Here is a 15,448-nt window from a genome sequence, read left to right as displayed (position 1 = left end):
CCCTCAACAATCCAGTTCCCGGTACACGGCGAACGACCGGGCAATCTGCCTCAACTGTAATTATTCTAACGCGTCTGCCCGACACTTCGGCTGTCCAACCGGGCCGCCATCTGCCCACAATGGATCCCATGGACACGCACGAAACACCCCTGTTCGAGCTCCCCGCCCCGGCCGTCGACACCGACCCCTTCCCCTTTGCCGCCGGGCTTGCACCCGCCGTGGCCGGAGGATTCGTGGCCGAGGACTGGGCGCAGGCGCTGGCCCCGGTGGAGGGCACGCTGGTTGGAATCGCCCGGGTGCTGGAGACCAGGCGCGCCTCCGGCGAGCGCATCCTGCCGGCTCCGGGGAACATCCTGCGGGCCTTCAAGCGCCCGCTGGCCGAAGCCCGGGTGCTGGTCATGGGCCAGGACCCCTATCCCACGCCGGGGCATTCGATGGGGCTGAGCTTTGCCGCGCTGCCGCAGGTGCACCCGTTGCCGCGCAGCCTGAAGAACATCTACCTCGAGCTGCACGAGGACACCGGCTTGCCGATCCCGTCGCACGGGGATCTTTCCGCCTGGGCAGGCCAGGGCGTGGTGCTGCTGAACCGGGTGCTGACCGTGGGTGCCTCAGCGGCCGGGTCGCACCGGAAGCTGGGTTGGGAGGCGGTGACCGATGCGGCGATGGCCGCGCTGGCCGCGCGCGGCGGTCCGTTGGTGGCGATCCTGTGGGGCAAGGACGCCCAGGCCCTGGCCCAGGCGCTGGCCCCGATCCCGATCATCGCCTCGGCGCATCCCTCGCCGTTGTCGGCGCGGCGCGGGTTCTTCGGGTCCAAGCCCTTCACCCGGGCCAACGCGCTGCTGGTGGAAGCCGGAGGGGCGCCCATCGACTGGGCCCTACCGATGGCGGCGCCCCGATCCTAGCGGCGGCGGATGTTGCGGCGCTCGGCGAGCGCCTCGGCGCCGATCAGCGGGCGCGCGAGCGTGTCGCCGAAGACCACCCCGCCGGCAATCGCCATCATGATGGTGAAGGCGGAAAACATCTCCACCATGGCCGAGGACATGTCCGCGACGTCAAAAACGATCCCGTACATGGAGCGGAAGATCATCAGGCCGGGCAGCAGGAACACGATCGCGGGGGCCGCGAGCACCAGCTGCGGGGCGCGCATCTTGTAGGCCACCCAGCGCCCGGCCATGCCGACGAAGGTCGCCGCGACGGCCGGTGACGCCCGCTCCCCCACGCCCAGGGCCTGGATGCCCAGCAGGATCAGGTAGCCCAGCAGGGCAATGGCCCCGGTGGGCAGCAGGAGCTTGGGCTCGGACTGCTCGGTGATCGCACCGGCGATGACGGCCACCACCACCAGGACGGCCAGCAGCCATCCGGGGTAGGCGATCGGGTCGATGGCGCTGACATCCAGCATCGGGGCGCCCAGCAGCTGCCCGGAGACCAGCGCGGCCATGATCCCGGTCAGGATCGCGGCATAGGTCAGCCCCGCGGAGAAGAAGCGCCCGGCGGCGGTGACGGGGAACCCGTTGATCGCATCCTGCAGGGCCGAGACAAACCGGGAGGAGGGCAACAGCAGCAGGATGCCGCCGGCGACCACCAGCGCCGCGTCGATGGGTGCATGCAGCGCATGGAAAAGCACGGCGATGGCCGTGATCACGAACGTGGCGGTGGCGACCGAGAAGAACTCTGGGATCCGCCAGCGGGCGGCGTACTTGAGGATCTGCCCGACGGCCACCGAGGAGACGAAGGCCAGGGTGGCGCCCATCAGCGAGCCGCCGATGAAGACCACGAAGAAAGCGGCAAAGGCTCCGGCCGCCGAGGCGATCATCCAGCGCGGGAACGGCTTGGGCTTGCGCGAGACCTCCCGCAGCCGGTCCACCGACTGCTGCCTGGTCACGCCGCCGGCAACGATGTCCGAAACCAGCCGGTGCACCTGCGCCAGGCCGGCAAAGTTGCTGGTCCAGGAGCGCACCACGCGCAGCATCGAGTACGACTCGCCCTCGGGTGGGGAGAAATTCAGGTGGATGGACTGGTTGGTGATGTCCACGTCGGTGTGGCTCAGCCCCAGGGCAGCGGTCACCGCGATGACGCTGGTTTCCACCTCCAGGGCCCCTGCCCCGTAGCGGAACATGGTCTCGGCCAGGTCCAGGGCGAATTCGAGGGTCTTGCGCGCCGAGGCGTCCTGGGCTGCATTGACCTTCGGGTTGGCATAGGGGGTTCCCTTGAGCCGCTCCACGATGTTGAACGCCTGGGTGGGTGGGGTGTCGGAGGCCAGCAGTCGCGAAATCATGCGCCGGGCCGCCGGGTTGGCCCGTGGAGGCAACGACGGGGCACCGGTGAAGGTGACGCCCACCTGTCCGGTCTTGGCGTTGATGGCGTCCTGGGCCAGCGTGGTGGGCCGCGGCCTGCGGGCGGGCCGAGCCGGCTTTGCGGGCCGCGGCGGCCGCGGGCTTCCCGGGCGCTTGGCGGCCGGCTTCCCCCCGGATCCGTCCGCGGACGCGGCGGAGGGCTTCGCGGGCACTGCCGCGTCCTTCGGCATGGCGGCGTGCGGGATTCCGGGGGCGCTTTGCGCGTGCGCGGCAGCGTCCTTCAAGGCCTGGGTAATGTTGACCATTTCCCGCGTCTGGACGCGTCGAATGCTCGAGACCTGCGGGTTGGGATCCTCGCCCGGGGACGCCGGCGTGGTGGTGTCCGGTCCCTTACCTGAAGACACGCTTTCTCCTGTCAATTGCGCTTGTTCCCACCCACCATACAGCCGCTTTATTGCCCTGCGATCCACCCGCCGCGCGCCCGGCAATTGCGGCTGTGTTTGATGCCGGCAATACAGCCGCGGGAATAACCGCAGGACCTCCGGCGTTGAGCTACTTTGAATGCAAACGCATATAAATTCTGTCGGAAGAAACACGGGAGACCATGAGTATTTCCACTGGCAACGTTCAGCCACTTGAGATCGGGATCGAGACCTTCGGCGACATCACCGTCGACGCCAACGGCGTGCCGCTGCACGCGGCACAGGTGTTGCGCAACGTGGTCGCCGAGGCCCGGGCCGCCGAAGCCGCAGGGCTCGACTTCTTCGGGGTGGGCGAACACCACCGCGACGACTACTCGATCTCGGCACCAGAGGTGGTGCTGGGAGCCATCGCCTCGGTGACCGAGAAGATCCGCCTCGGCACCGCGGTGACGGTGTTGAGCTCGGATGACCCGGTGCGCGTCTACGAACGTTTCGCCACCCTCGACGGCCTGTCCAACGGCCGGGCCGAAGCCATCCTGGGACGCGGCTCCTTCATCGAGTCCTTCCCGCTCTTCGGCTACGAGCTCACCGACTACGAGCTGCTCTTCGAGGAGAAGCTCGCCCTGTTCGCAAAGCTGCGCAAGGGCGAACCGGTCAGCTGGTCCGGCCAGACCCGCTCGGCACTGCGCAACCAGGCGGTCTACCCGCCCATCGAGCGGGGCACGCTGGATGCCTGGGTGGGTGTGGGCGGAAGCCCCGAGTCGGTGGTGCGGGCGGCCAAGCACGGACTGCCGCTGTTTCTGGCCATCATCGGCGGACAGCCCATGGCCTTCGAGCCGCTGACCCGGCTCTACAAGCGCTCGCTGGAGGAGTTCGGCCACCAGCCGCAGAAGATCGGCGCGCACTTCCACGGTCTGGTCGCCGACACCGACAAGGAAGCCATGGACCTGTTGTGGCCGCACTACAAGACCACCATGGACCGGTTGGGTGCCGAGCGCGGCTGGCCGCCGGCAAGCCGCATGCGCTTCGAGGCATCCACAGGACCCGATGGATCGATGCTTGCCGGCAGCCCCGAGACGGTGGCCGGGAAGATCGCCCGCTTCGCGCAGGGGCTGGGACTCTCGCGCGTCGACATCAAGTATTCGGCCGGCTCGCTGCCGCACGAGACCATGATGCGAAGCATCGAGCTGCTCGGCACCAAGGTCAAGCCGTTGGTCCTGGAAATGCTCAGCGACAAGTAGCCGCGCCCCGACGGCAGTGACTTCGGCGGCAAGCAGGCCCGATTAACGAAAAGAGCCCCGGAACCCGGGGCTCTTTTCGTTTGGTGGTTCTTAGCAGACTCGAACTGCTGACCTCTCGCGTGTGAAGCGAGCGCTCTAACCAACTGAGCTAAAGAACCGTCACGCAACTCCCGAAGGAGTACCTAGCAAGATTAGCCGAGCACTGCGGCACACACCAAATCGAATGCACAGATCCCTTGACCGGGCTTCACACTGGCCCCGGAACCGGCGCCCGCCGCACCCTTGTTTGCGGCCACGCCCGGGCATGAAACCCAAAGGTTAATTGTTGGTGAATCCACACCCCCGCGACGTCGCAAAAAACCGCGGTATTCCGGGCTATTTTGGCCCCGGCCCCGGTTCCGCGCGAGGGACGTTTCCGGGTGCCCGGCGAGTCGCTCGAAAGCCGTGTTTACAACGGGGCTTCCGGCGGGTAATAATTTCACTGTCGAATTCTTCGACGCCCAAACTGGGCCCTACAAGGAAGCTGCCGGGAGCCGCCGGCAGCGGTCCCCTGCCGGCCAAAGAACCGGCCCGGCGTAATTCCGGGAACCACTTCTTTTGTTCGCTCTATTTTTCCTAGAGGACCGCTCCCAGTGCTTCCCGTCATTGAGTATTCCCTGTCCTATTGCGCGCCCACCGGCACCGAACGTGATGCCCTGTCCGCACTCACCCTGAATCCCGATGCCCGCTGGCACGAACGCATGGACCATGCAAGGTTCGTGGCCACCGCGCTGCACGAGGGCACGCGGGTGGGTGTTGGGATCGTGCACACCTCAGTGACCGCACCGACCATGGTGCCCAGCCCCATGGAGCTCGGCGGCATGTTCGTGCACCCCGCCTACCGCCGGCTGGGCATCCGCCAGTACATGGCCGAAGCCCGGCTGACCTATGCCCTGTCCATGGGCGGCACCCCGATCACCGTCATCGACAACCGCAACCAGGCCTCGTGGGGCTACTACGAGCGCTCCGCCCGGTGGACGCCGGAACGCGAGTACACCGGCTACGTCACCGGGCTGCCCATGACCATCTGGGTGTCCACCGAATCGTCATGGTACCGCACGGGCATGGGCCTGAACCCGCTGGTCCCGGCCCAGCCCAACACCGTCCTGCCGCACGCTGCGTCCCCGCAGCGGCCACTGTCCCTCGGGCCGGGCCAGGACAACGCCGTTCCCGCGTAGGAAATAGCGGGCGGATGGCAATGGAAAGGGACTATGCCCGTGCGGCCCCGGGGCGCATGTCGCCGGTGTCGATGTAGCGCTGGTGCCAGGACAGCGACTCCCCCAAAAGGTGCGGGGTGTGCTTGCCGTAGCTGGAAACCTTGGCGCGGTCGAAGTAGTCCTGCAGCATCGGGCGGTACTCCGGGTGGGCGCACTTGTCGATGACCACCTGGGCGCGCTGCTTGGGCGAGAGCCCGCGCATGTCGGCCAGGCCGCGCTCGGTAATCAGGATCATGGTGTCGTGCTCGGTGTGGTCCACGTGGCTGGCCATCGGCACGATCCCGGAGATCTTCCCGCCCTTGGCCACCGAGGGCGACATGAACACCGAGAGGTAGCCGTTGCGCGCGAAGTCGCCCGAGCCACCGATGCCGTTCATGACGTGGGAGCCCACGACGTGGGTGGAGTTCACGTTGCCGTAGATGTCCGCCTCGATCATGCCGTTCAGGGCGATGCAGCCCAGCCGGCGCACGAGCTCCGGGTGGTTGGAGATCTCCTGCGGGCGCAGCAGGATGCGTTCGCGGTAGAAGTCGACGTGCCGGTTGAACTCCTCGATCCCCTCGGAAGACAGCGAGAAGGAGGTCGCCGAGGCGAAACCGATCGTCTCGTCCTTGAGCAGGGACAGCATGCCGTCCTGGATGACCTCGGTGTAGGCCTGCAGGCCCTTGTAGCCGCCGCGGGCCAGCCCGGCGAGCACTGCGTTGGCGATGTTGCCGACACCCGACTGAAGCGGCAGCAGCTTGTCGGTCAGGCGTCCGGCGCGGATCTCGTGGTCAAGGAAGTCCAACAGGTGGTCGGCGATCTGCTTCGAGGTCTCATCGACCGGGGCGAAGGGGCTCATCCGGTCCGGGGCGTCGGTTTCCACCACGGCGACGATCTTGGCCGGGTCCACCCGCAGGTATGGCTCGCCGATCCGCTGGTCGGCGGTGGTCATCTCGATCGGCTTGCGGTGCGGGGGCAGCGCGGTGCCGTAATAGATGTCGTGCATTCCCTCCAAGGCGGCGGACTGCTGGGTGTTGACCTCGATGATGACCTTGTCGGCCATGTCCAGCCAGGTCTTGTTGTTCCCCACGGACGTCGAGGGGATCAGCCGCCCGTCCTCGGTCACGCCGACAACCTCGATGATGGCCAGGTCGATCTTTCCGTAGAAACCGAACCATGCGTGCTGGGCCACGTGGGAGAGGTGTATATCCATGTATTCCATCTCGCCGTCGTTGATGCGACGACGCAGCTCAGGATCCGACATGTAGGGCAGGCGCAGCTCCATGCCGCCGGCGCGGGCCAGCACCCCGTCAAGCTCCGGGGCGGTGGAGGCGCCGGTCAGCACGTTGATCTTGAACGGGTTCCCCGCGGCCTGTTCCTTTTCCATGAGCGTGGCGAGCGCGCCCGGGACGGCCTTCGGGTACCCGGCACCGGTGAACCCGCTCATCGCCACCGTCATGCCCGGCTTCACCAGGTCTGCGGTTTGCTCGGCCGACATGCGGAGGTCAAGGAACTTGGAGTAGTGGATCCGATCGTGCATGGCTGCCCTTTCCGAGGAGTTGCGACACACCAGCTTCGTGTCATCTGCGCCACTTTATCCCTTGACTGCATCACATTTGGTCCGATTTGTCCCCGCATGGCGCCAACGGTTCCAACGCTCGGTGAGCCGACCCGATTTTGCGGTGACCGGCAGGTGAAAGCCGGTCGCCGGATAGCATTGCGGGATGACCGAGAAGCAGAAAATGATCTGGACCATGTCCGCCATCGGAATGCTGGTGGTTGCCGGTTGGGTGTTTGTCGGATCCGGTGGTCTGGCGCTGTTGCTCGATTCCTGACCGGTTGGCGTGGCAGACTCGGTCCCATGACCTGCCCCCTGACCACGACAGCCCGGTTGCGCCGTGCAGACGCCTTCTGCGGAAGTCCGGCGGTCGGCACGACCCACTTCACGCCCATCCTGGACGGCGGCGACCCGGTGTTGCTGGAGACTGCCGCGAGGCTGCGGGCAGGCACCGGCAGTGACCTGGAGTTCCTGCGCGAGGCCCACCGGTGGATCCAGCAGCGGATCCGCCCCGTGTATTCGCTCAACGAAACCCAGCCGGCCTCCGTCACCTTGGCCAAGGGACGGGGTTCGTGTTCGCAGCGCATCGCCCTTCTGGAGGCCTTGGCTCGAGGGGCCGGAATCGCCACCCGCTCGGAGGCCCTGCTGATCCATGGATCGTTTTGGCATCCGCGGTTCAGGTATTTGCGCCGTGCGGTTCCCCAACACATCCTGATCGTCTGGCCGGATTTCAGGCTCGATTCCGGGTGGCTAAACCTCTCGGACCTCTTCGTGGCGGATGCCAAGAACCCGGCCCCGGCTTTCGCAAACCAGGGAGCCGAGACCCTTTTCGATGCCATCGCCACCGGCTCCGCCCATTGGGTGGCAAGCGGCTGCGCCGAGGGCTCCTGCATGCCTGCCGAGCTGGCCCAGATCGATCGGTCGCTGGGCAGGTTCGCGGACCGGGACGCGGTCTTTGCCCGTTACGGCCAGAACCTGCCGGGCATCCTCCGCGTGGTCCTCGAACCCGTTTTCGGCCGATGGGCGGCCAGGGGCTAGATTTCCGGCCATTCCCACGGCCATTGGCCGGGACAAGAATCAGGCAGGTCCGAGCCGCCGCACGTATTGCCTGCACACATATACCCGTTTGAAGGCCCGGCGCATGCTTGCCTCGTCCTGGATGTCCGCATGCATGAAGGCCAGCACCGGCCGGGACAACCCCTCCGGGCTTTGGAACGCGTCATTCGGATCCTTGTATCCCTTGTACACGTGCAGGTATCGGTAGGCCTCTTCAAAGCCGTTGCGCTGGTACCAGCCGTTTGCCGCAACATCTTCCCGGGTCCAGGCATCCAGGGTCTTGGTGCCGAAGGGCAGGCGGGACAGGGCCTCGGCCAGCAATGCCGACGCAATCCCCTGCTGCCGGGCACTTGGATGCACTGCGATCGAATCAATGGTTGCCGCATCTCCGTCCAGTTCGATGTCGAGCAGGCCCACGATTGTGCCGTCGTCCTCCGCCAGCAGACTCAGGTTCGGGGCCTCGATGTCGCTGCGGTCGGTGCGGACGTCGTCGAAGTAGTTGCTGTCCAGGAAGCTGAGCAGCCGGCATTCGAGCCAGCCGCGTTCGTCTGCCGGCAGGTATTCACGGATTTTGAACATAACGGCAGGGCCTATCGTTGGATGGCGTGGATCGAGTATTGATCGTGCTGGCGGTAGTCCTGCAGATTCAGCTCACGCCGCCAAGCTAGCACTAGCTGGTCAAGCACTTCAAGAGCATCCCGCCGGGACCTACGACCGGCCCAACACAAAACGGGTGTGTCCGCCAATCCAGTGGCGGACACACCCGTTTGTACCGTGCATTGGCCCGGGCCGTTCATTCCCGGGCCAAGCACAAACCTATGCGGCCTGCTCGGCGCCCGGTTCTTCATGCTCGTTGTGCGCCTTGCGGTAACGAGCGACCATCGAAAAGGTCAGTACGCTCAGTAGTCCGATCATCGTGAAGGCCGTAATGATGAGTGCTTCATGACCTGGTGTCATTATGATTCGTCCTTTCATGACAGTGCGGCGATTTGACGGGCTCTTGCCCCTTCTCTTATCAACCGCCGGAAGTGCCGGGCTCGTCGCCGGGAGGCGTCAAGCCCTGGGCCCGTTCCGTTTCTTGCTTTGTTTCTGTTGCATGCCCCGACACCATTGGAGGGGCGTTCCTGCGTTTCGGACAGTCCTCGTCATGTGGCCAAGCCTGCAACTTGCCTGGCCGCTGCGCGCCCTCGATGACCCGCATCGATGCGCGAGCGAAACGTGCCGGCAATGAATTCCGGCAGGCTTGCCTCATCGAATCGCACGGCACACCCCCGGGGTTACCCGATCCAGGCGGCCGTTTGCGGAGCTCGGGATAAGTTGGCATTGCCATCAGCGCTGCATCCGGCCTTGACCAATGCATCCCGGGACCACCGTCCAAACCTCCCCTGGGTCCGCATGGGATTTTGAGCGGCTGTGCGAATCAATTCGACGGCTCACGCTCTTCTAGCAACCCTTGAGGAGGTCTTTAATTATCGCATATTTGTACTAAATAGACAAATCGATGGTCAGTTGAACGCGACATAATCATCCGGCCGGCCAAAGGCATTCACCATTCCAATTCCTCGAGCAGAAGCGACTCGTCGGCCGCATCGCGGGCGATGGCCATACCGAGCCGCCGGGCACGGAGGCGGTAGTCGTCGTTTCCCGAGACCGTGGTGATGGCCCGGGCGATGGTGCCGGCCGAGGCACGGCGGGACACTGCGACACCGGCGCCCCGCGAGGTGACGCGGATGGCGTTTCCGGACTGGTCGCGGCCGTGATGCAGGATGACCAGCGGCACCCCCGCCGCCAGCGCCTTGACCACGGTGCCGTGCCCTCCATGGGTGATGACCAGGCTGGCCCGAGCCATGGCCTGGTGGTGGGGTGCGGCGGCAACCACCGCCACGTTGGCCGGCGCATGGATCTGTCCGGGGTCGACTGCGGGGCCGGTGGTCACCAGCCCGCGCACCGGCAGGCTCCCGAGCGCGTCCACGATGCGTTGCATGCATTGCACGTGGTTCTGGAACGTCGAGGACATGGCCACCAGGACCAGCGGCTCCTCGCCTGCGGGCGGGGCCCACGGGGCGTTGGAGGTCCAGTCCGGGTCATCGAGGATCGGTCCCACGTAGCGGGCGTTGGCCGGAAGCTCGGCGGGGAAGTCAAAGGCCGAGGAGGTGAGGATCAGCTGGCGCCTGGCACGATGCACCTGGGCCCACGTGTTGGCCACCGGGGCCAGCCCGTGAGCGGCACGCAGCTCGTTCAACGGGGCAAGCGCGAACCTGTCGGCCAGCCTGGCGCCGCCGAAGGACGTCACGCGGTCGCGCAGTGCACCCAGCGGCCCCTTCGCAGGGGTGAAGCCGGTGCCGACCTGCGGCATGCCCTTGGCAGGCAGCGGGTAGGTGTTGGACATCAGCACGTCAAAGGGAACCCCGCGGGCTTCGGCCCCCACCATGGCGCCGAAGGCGAAGAACGAGGCCAGCACCAGGTCCGGCCGCACCTCGTCGATGGCCTCCGCGGTGTCACTGGCCTGCTGCGGGGCCGGGTGCCCGATCATGTTTTCGAACATGTCGCGGGCCAGGGCCATCGGGCTGTGCAGCGCCCAGTCACGGACCTCTCCGGTGTGGCCATCGGTCCAGGAACGGAACAAGGCCCCGGCAGCAGCCGCCTGGTCTTCCATGGAATCGTCGGCGAGCACCACGACCTCATGCCCGCGGCGGGCCAGCCGCCGGGCGACGCCGAGTTCCGGCGGAACGGTGCCGCCGGCGTCCTTGAGTGCGAAGAGATAGGTCCGGCGGGTCGCTTCCGGCGTTGGTCCTGCGCCCCGGGACCCTGCTGTTGGATCGCTCATGGCAGCCACGGTACGCCGCGGGTACGGCGTGCAACATCCGTGCCTGTACCCGTTTTTCCCGGTTCCGGGCGTGGTTCACACTCCCGTGGACTTCGGAAGGCTGCCTCGCGATATCCCCAAGTGCCGGAGCCGAGTAGGCTTCGGTGCATGAGGACCGCCGTCGGATTCACCGCAGTGCTCGCACTGCTGGCACTCTTCCAGCTGGCACTGGCGTTTGGTGCCCCGTGGGGCCGGTTTGCGTGGGGCGGGCGGCATCCGGATTCGCTGCCGCTTCCCCTCCGGATCGCTTCGGTGTTCTCCGTGCTGGTCTACGGGTTCATCGCGTTGCTCGCCCTGGACCGGGCGGGTGCCATCGAGTTGTTCCCCGCCGGGTTCTCCCGGGTCGGCATCTGGGTCGTGTTCGCCTACCTGGCCCTTGGGGTGGCGATGAATGCGATCTCCCGGTCCAAGCCGGAGCGCTACGTGATGACGCCGGTGGCGCTGGTGCTTGCGGTCCTCGCGCTGCTCATCGCGCTTTCGCCCGCGCCCGAGCGGGCGTTCGCCGGCATGGTGCTGGATAACGGAAGCGGTCCGGTGTACTGCATGACCGTCATGGAGTCCTATCCGCCGCAATGCGGCCATGACTCCCCCGCGGTACTCGGCTGGGACTGGAACGCCGTGGACCATCAGCAGTCGCAGTCGGTACGCTGGGGCGAATACGGCTTCAAGGGCGTGCGCGGGCGCGGCACCATCACCCTGGAAGGCGCGGCGGTGCCGCTGCGCTGAGCAGGCTCAGTGAAAGGTGGAACCCCCATGAAGAAGGCACTACGCGGACCCGGGATAGTTTCCGTCATGCTGGTTGCCCTGTTGCTGGCCGGCTGCGCGGCGCCGGTGAGCGTGGCGGAGCGCACCGCTCCCGAGTTTCCTGGTTCACTGACCCAGGCCCAGCTCGAGAACCTGGAACTCGGCGAACCGGCCGCCTTCTGGCTCCAGGCCGGATCCCGCTTAGCGCTGGTCACGTGGGGCAGTTCGTCCTGCCCGGCGGTGGTGACGCGGATGGATGCGAGGGGTTCCGACGCTATCGAGCTGCGCGTGGAGTCTTCCGGCGGGTCCGGTCCGTGCACCGCCGACATGGCGCCGACCACGCACGAGCTGGAAGTGCCCGAATCCGTCACCCGGCGCCCGGTCACCCTGGCCCTGCACTACTCGGATGGCCCTGACGCCAGGACAATGGTCCTGGACTGAGCCCCTGCCGCAACGCACAAGCGCCAGGGCCCTCCCGGGGAAGGGACCGGGAGGGACCTGGCGCATGGTTTTTGCCCGGCCCGCTCCCGGGGGATCGGGAACGGGCCGGGCAATCGGGCCGGGAACAGGCTAGGCGTTGAGCTTGGCAAACACCTCGGCGGCAGCCGGGTAGGCGGCCTGCGTGCCCTTCTTGGTGGCCGCCAGCGCGGCGCCCACCGAGGCGAAGGCGGCGGCCTCGGCCAGCGGGACGCCGGCGGCCAGTCGTGCGGCCAGCCCGCCGGTGAAGGCATCGCCGGCACCGGTGGTGTCCACCGCGTCCACGCGGGTCGGGGCGATCCGCACGATGCGTGCCCCGGCTTCCGCCCTGGAATCCAGCACCACCGAACCTTCGGCACCGAGGGTCACCACGGCGCTGGGCAGACCGCGGGCCACCAGGTGCTCCAATACCGGTGCCCAGGCCGAGGCCTCGGCCTCGGGCCCAGGGATTTGCTCCCCGTCCAGGAACTGGGAGGCCTCGTGCGCGTTGACCAGCAGGACGTCGGAAAGGGCCGCAAGGCCTGGGCTGATGGGTGCGTACGGGGAGAGGTTCAGCAGCACCGTGGCCCCGGCGTCCGCTCCGGCCTGGGCCGCGGCCTCGACGGTGTCCAGTCCCACCTCCAGGCACAGGCACAGCACCGCGGCGCCCTCGAAGGCGGAGCCGGCGGCCGCGACGTCTTCCGGGGACAGGGTCCCGTTGGCGCCGGCGGAAATCACGATGGTGTTCTCCGCGGAGGAGTCCACGGTCACCACCGCGACACCGGTCTCCACGCCCGGCACCCGGCGCACGTGCGACATGTCCACGCCGGCCTCAGTGCAGGATTCGAGCAGCATGGTGCCATTGGCGTCCCGGCCCACGGCACCCACCAGGGCGACGTCGGCCCCGAGCTTGCCGGCGGCAACGGCCTGGTTGGCGCTCTTGCCGCCGGGGTTCACCGTGAAGCCCTCACCATGCAGGGTCTCCCCCGGCTCCGGCAGGCGTTCGGTGTAGATGGTCAGGTCCGCGTTCAGCGAGCCGACCACCACGATCTTGCCGGGCTGGTGGTCCGGGGCTTGGGTATCCAACTACTTCACCTCTGCGTCGACGGGCTTGGGGATCAGCAACGAGGCGGCGAAGGCGGCCACGGTGATGAGCAGGCCGACCACCACCACGGTGACGTAGGAAGCGCGGTCGCCCAGGGACGAGGTTCCCACAAGCACTGCCGGAAGCACAAGGAAGCTCAGCCCGGCGCCCAGGTTGAAGGCACCGGCGTTCATGCCCGGCAGGAAGCCGGGGTTGCCCTTGGGCGAGAGCACCACGCCCAGGCCGTTGAGCATGATGTTGGCGGTTCCGGCGTACATGATGCCCAGCAGCGCGGTGCCGGCAACCATCAGGGGCAGTGAATCCATGCCGAAGAACACGATGACCAGCAGCGCGGCCACGGAGCCGAGCATGCCGATGCGCAGCACCAAGGTATAGCCCCAGACCGGGGCCAGGCGTCCGCTGACGGGTCCGAAGATCCAGCCCAGCAGCGCGTACGGGGTCAGGATCAGCAGCGCGGTCTGTGTGGGGCCGACGCCGAAGCCGGGGCCGGCTGCCTGCACGTAGGCCGGGACGATGCCGTTGATGACCGCGAAGATGCCGGTCATGGTCAGCACGGTGGTCAGCAGCGGGGCCCAGGTGGCGCGCTGGCGCAGGTGCTCGAGCTGCACCATGGGCTCGGCCACGCGCTTCTCGGTGGACCAGAAGCCGTAGAACGCCGCGGCGGACACGGCCAGCAGGACCAGCGACAGGATGACGGTGGCCGGGTCGAAGCCCGAGACCAGCTTGGCGGCCTCGTTCAGGGCCGTGAGCAGCGCGCCGACGGCCACCACGATGAAGAACACCCCGAGCCAGTCCATCTTGGTGCCGGCCTGCGGCTTGGACTCGCGGGTCAGCAGTGCCACCGCTGCGGCGGCAAGCACCGCCAGGACGACCATGAACCAGAAGATCGAGCGGAAGCCGTGGTTCTCGGCCAGGTAGCCGCCGAGGAAGGAATCGACGCCGGCGACCCCGCCGTTGACGGCGAGAATCAGGCCCATGAGGGTGCCGTAGCGGCGCGGGTTGGGCACGGCACTGCGCAGCATCAGCAGGGCCAGCGGGACCGTGGGCCCGGAGATTCCCTGGATGATGCGTCCGGCGAAGAGCCAGCCGATGTTCGGGGCCAGCGCCGCGACGACGGAGCCGACGGCGGTCAGCAGCATCATGATGACCAGGATGCGCCTGCGGCCCACGACGTCCGAAAGCCGGGGCAGGAACAGCGAGAACAGGGCCGCGGTGGTGAAGAACCAGGTCTGCGACAGGCCGATGGCGGCCTGGTCGGTGCCCAGTTCCTCGCCCATGGTGACCAGCGCGGGGCTGAGCATCGAGGCATTGAGCTGGAACGCCACGCAGGCGGTGAGCAGGGCGGCGGTCAACGCCGCGGCGCCGCCGCGGGTGCCGGTGGCTTTTTCGGTCAGCGTGCTCATACGGCGGCGAGCTCGACTTCGCCGATGCGCACCAGCGCATCGGTCACCAGGTTCCAGAAACGCTCGTGGTCAAGGTCCACGGCCACGGAGGTGTGGCAGTCGGCCGGGGCCGGGGCGCGGAAGTCTGCCACCGTCATGCCCAGGGTCAAGGTGCCCTGCAGTTCGATGTTCACCGGCACCTTGCGGGTGGTGACAATGGTCGGGTCGATCACGTAGGCCACGGCGCAGGGGTCGTGGACCGGCGGGAAGTCGAAGCCCTGGGCGTCCTTGTAGGTCGCCTTGAAGAAGTCCATGAGTTCGCGCACGAACCTGGCCGGGCCTGTGCCCACTGCCTCGATCTGCGCGACAACCTCGTCGGTGGCCAGCGCCTGGTGCGTCAGGTCGAGCCCGACCATGACGACCGGCCACTTCTCGTTGAAGACGATGTGTGCGGCCTCGGGGTCGATGATGATGTTGAATTCGGCCACGGCGCTCCAGTTGCCGACGTGGTAGCCGCCGCCCATGAGGACGACTTCCTTCACGCGCTCGACGATGCGCGGCTCCTTGCGGGCGGCCATCGCGATGTTGGTCAGCCCGCCGGTGGGGACCAGGGTGACGGTGCCCGGTTCGTGGGCCATGATGGTGTCGATGATCAGGTCGACAGCGTGGCGTGGATCCAGCTCGATCGCGGACTCGGGCTGCACGGGTCCGTCCATGCCGGATTCGCCGTGGATGTCGGGGGCGTTTTCGATGGTGCGCACCAGCGGGCGGTCGCAGCCCGCGGCGAAGGGAACGCCGGTGATGCCGGCGATGGTTCCCACCGACAGGGCGTTCTTGGTGACCTTGGCCAGGGTCTGGTTGCCGACCACGGTGGTGACTGCAAGCAGCTCGATGGCGGGGCTGCCGTGCGCCAGCAGGATGGCAACGGCGTCGTCATGTCCCGGATCGCAGTCCAGGATGATCTTCCGCGGCTCGGTTGTAGCGATGGGTGCACCCATTGTCGTTCTCCACATCTTCGGGGATACTCCTGCCCGCGGTTTTGCGGCCGTGGACAGGAAATGCTGTTTCACCGGAATTCTGGCACCTTTG

At 67.1% G+C, this 15,448-nt stretch carries 14 protein-coding genes and 1 tRNA gene; 6 read left to right on the top strand and 9 right to left on the bottom strand.

Translation table 11 applies throughout. The features are described 5' to 3' along the window. Positions 1-128: 128 nt before the first annotated feature. Entirely contained in the window at positions 129-902 is a 774-nt protein-coding gene (locus tag J2T21_RS00200; RefSeq protein WP_307577266.1) for a uracil-DNA glycosylase, read from the top strand. On the opposite strand, the gene J2T21_RS00195 is transcribed toward J2T21_RS00200, so the two are convergent. Further along, positions 899-2,698 carry a threonine/serine exporter family protein gene (locus tag J2T21_RS00195; RefSeq protein WP_307577265.1) on the bottom strand — a complete coding sequence of 600 codons (1,800 nt, stop codon included), beginning with the start codon at positions 2,696-2,698 and terminating at the stop codon, positions 899-901. The two genes, J2T21_RS00200 and J2T21_RS00195, sit on opposite strands and share 4 nt — an antisense overlap. Positions 2,699-2,898: 200 nt before the next feature. On the opposite strand from J2T21_RS00195, the gene J2T21_RS00190 reads away from it, so the two are divergent. Further along, positions 2,899-3,957 (top strand): LLM class flavin-dependent oxidoreductase, encoded by a 1,059-nt coding sequence (locus J2T21_RS00190; RefSeq protein WP_307577264.1) that lies wholly within the window; start codon positions 2,899-2,901, stop codon positions 3,955-3,957. A gap of 81 nt (positions 3,958-4,038) precedes the next feature. On the opposite strand, the gene J2T21_RS00185 is transcribed toward J2T21_RS00190, so the two are convergent. Further along, positions 4,039-4,115 (bottom strand) — tRNA-Val (locus tag J2T21_RS00185). A gap of 474 nt (positions 4,116-4,589) precedes the next feature. Between J2T21_RS00185 and J2T21_RS00180 the strand changes: the two genes are divergently transcribed. Continuing rightward, a complete protein-coding gene (locus J2T21_RS00180; RefSeq protein ID WP_307577263.1) occupies positions 4,590-5,174 on the top strand; it encodes a GNAT family N-acetyltransferase in 585 nt (194 codons plus the stop codon). A gap of 31 nt (positions 5,175-5,205) precedes the next feature. Here J2T21_RS00180 and J2T21_RS00175 read toward each other — a convergent pair whose 3' ends face one another. Continuing rightward, positions 5,206-6,732, bottom strand: coding sequence for an acetyl-CoA hydrolase/transferase family protein (locus J2T21_RS00175; protein ID WP_307577262.1), 1,527 nt, complete (start codon positions 6,730-6,732; stop codon positions 5,206-5,208). Positions 6,733-7,053: 321 nt separating this feature from the next. Here J2T21_RS00175 and J2T21_RS00170 point away from each other — a divergent pair, with 321 nt between their 5' ends. Beyond that, positions 7,054-7,788, top strand: a complete 735-nt coding sequence (locus J2T21_RS00170) for a transglutaminase-like domain-containing protein (RefSeq protein ID WP_307577261.1) — start codon at positions 7,054-7,056, stop codon at positions 7,786-7,788. Positions 7,789-7,827: 39 nt separating this feature from the next. Here J2T21_RS00170 and J2T21_RS00165 read toward each other — a convergent pair whose 3' ends face one another. The 3 genes from J2T21_RS00165 to J2T21_RS00155 form a co-directional block, all read right to left on the bottom strand. Then, positions 7,828-8,385: a GNAT family N-acetyltransferase gene (locus J2T21_RS00165; protein WP_307577260.1), complete on the bottom strand. Its 558-nt coding sequence runs from the start codon at positions 8,383-8,385 to the stop codon at positions 7,828-7,830. A 237-nt stretch (positions 8,386-8,622) separates the two neighbouring features. Further along, positions 8,623-8,763, bottom strand: a complete 141-nt coding sequence (locus tag J2T21_RS00160) for a hypothetical protein (protein WP_307577259.1) — start codon at positions 8,761-8,763, stop codon at positions 8,623-8,625. A gap of 589 nt (positions 8,764-9,352) precedes the next feature. Continuing rightward, on the bottom strand, positions 9,353-10,633 hold the full coding sequence (locus J2T21_RS00155) for a glycosyltransferase (RefSeq protein ID WP_307577258.1): 1,281 nt from the start codon (positions 10,631-10,633) through the stop codon (positions 9,353-9,355). Positions 10,634-10,780: 147 nt separating this feature from the next. Here J2T21_RS00155 and J2T21_RS00150 point away from each other — a divergent pair, with 147 nt between their 5' ends. Both J2T21_RS00150 and J2T21_RS00145 read left to right on the top strand, forming a co-directional pair. Further along, complete coding sequence (locus J2T21_RS00150) at positions 10,781-11,398, top strand: hypothetical protein (RefSeq protein WP_307577256.1); 618 nt, start codon at positions 10,781-10,783, stop codon at positions 11,396-11,398. 27 nt (positions 11,399-11,425) lie between these two features. Further along, the gene (locus tag J2T21_RS00145; RefSeq protein ID WP_307577253.1) at positions 11,426-11,857 is read left to right on the top strand and encodes a hypothetical protein; all 432 of its coding nucleotides are present in this window, start codon (positions 11,426-11,428) and stop codon (positions 11,855-11,857) included. A gap of 129 nt (positions 11,858-11,986) precedes the next feature. On the opposite strand, the gene J2T21_RS00140 is transcribed toward J2T21_RS00145, so the two are convergent. From J2T21_RS00140 to uriH, 3 genes are read right to left on the bottom strand one after another with little or no spacing between them, the layout of a single operon-like run. Continuing rightward, entirely contained in the window at positions 11,987-12,958 is a 972-nt protein-coding gene (locus J2T21_RS00140; protein ID WP_307577251.1) for a ribokinase, read from the bottom strand. After that, the gene (gene uriT / locus J2T21_RS00135) at positions 12,959-14,380 is read right to left on the bottom strand and encodes a uridine transporter UriT (RefSeq protein WP_307577248.1); all 1,422 of its coding nucleotides are present in this window, start codon (positions 14,378-14,380) and stop codon (positions 12,959-12,961) included. Then, complete coding sequence (uriH, locus tag J2T21_RS00130; RefSeq protein ID WP_307577246.1) at positions 14,377-15,357, bottom strand: uridine-preferring nucleoside hydrolase UriH; 981 nt, start codon at positions 15,355-15,357, stop codon at positions 14,377-14,379. Before uriH ends, uriT begins: the two co-directional genes overlap by 4 nt. Positions 15,358-15,448: the final 91 nt, after the last annotated feature.

It is taken from the genome of Paeniglutamicibacter psychrophenolicus, from assembly GCF_030812255.1.
In the GTDB taxonomy this organism is placed as follows: Bacteria; Actinomycetota; Actinomycetes; order Actinomycetales; family Micrococcaceae; genus Paeniglutamicibacter; species Paeniglutamicibacter psychrophenolicus_A.
Note: the sequence above shows the minus strand (reverse complement) of the source record. Positions and strands in the feature narration are given on the sequence as shown.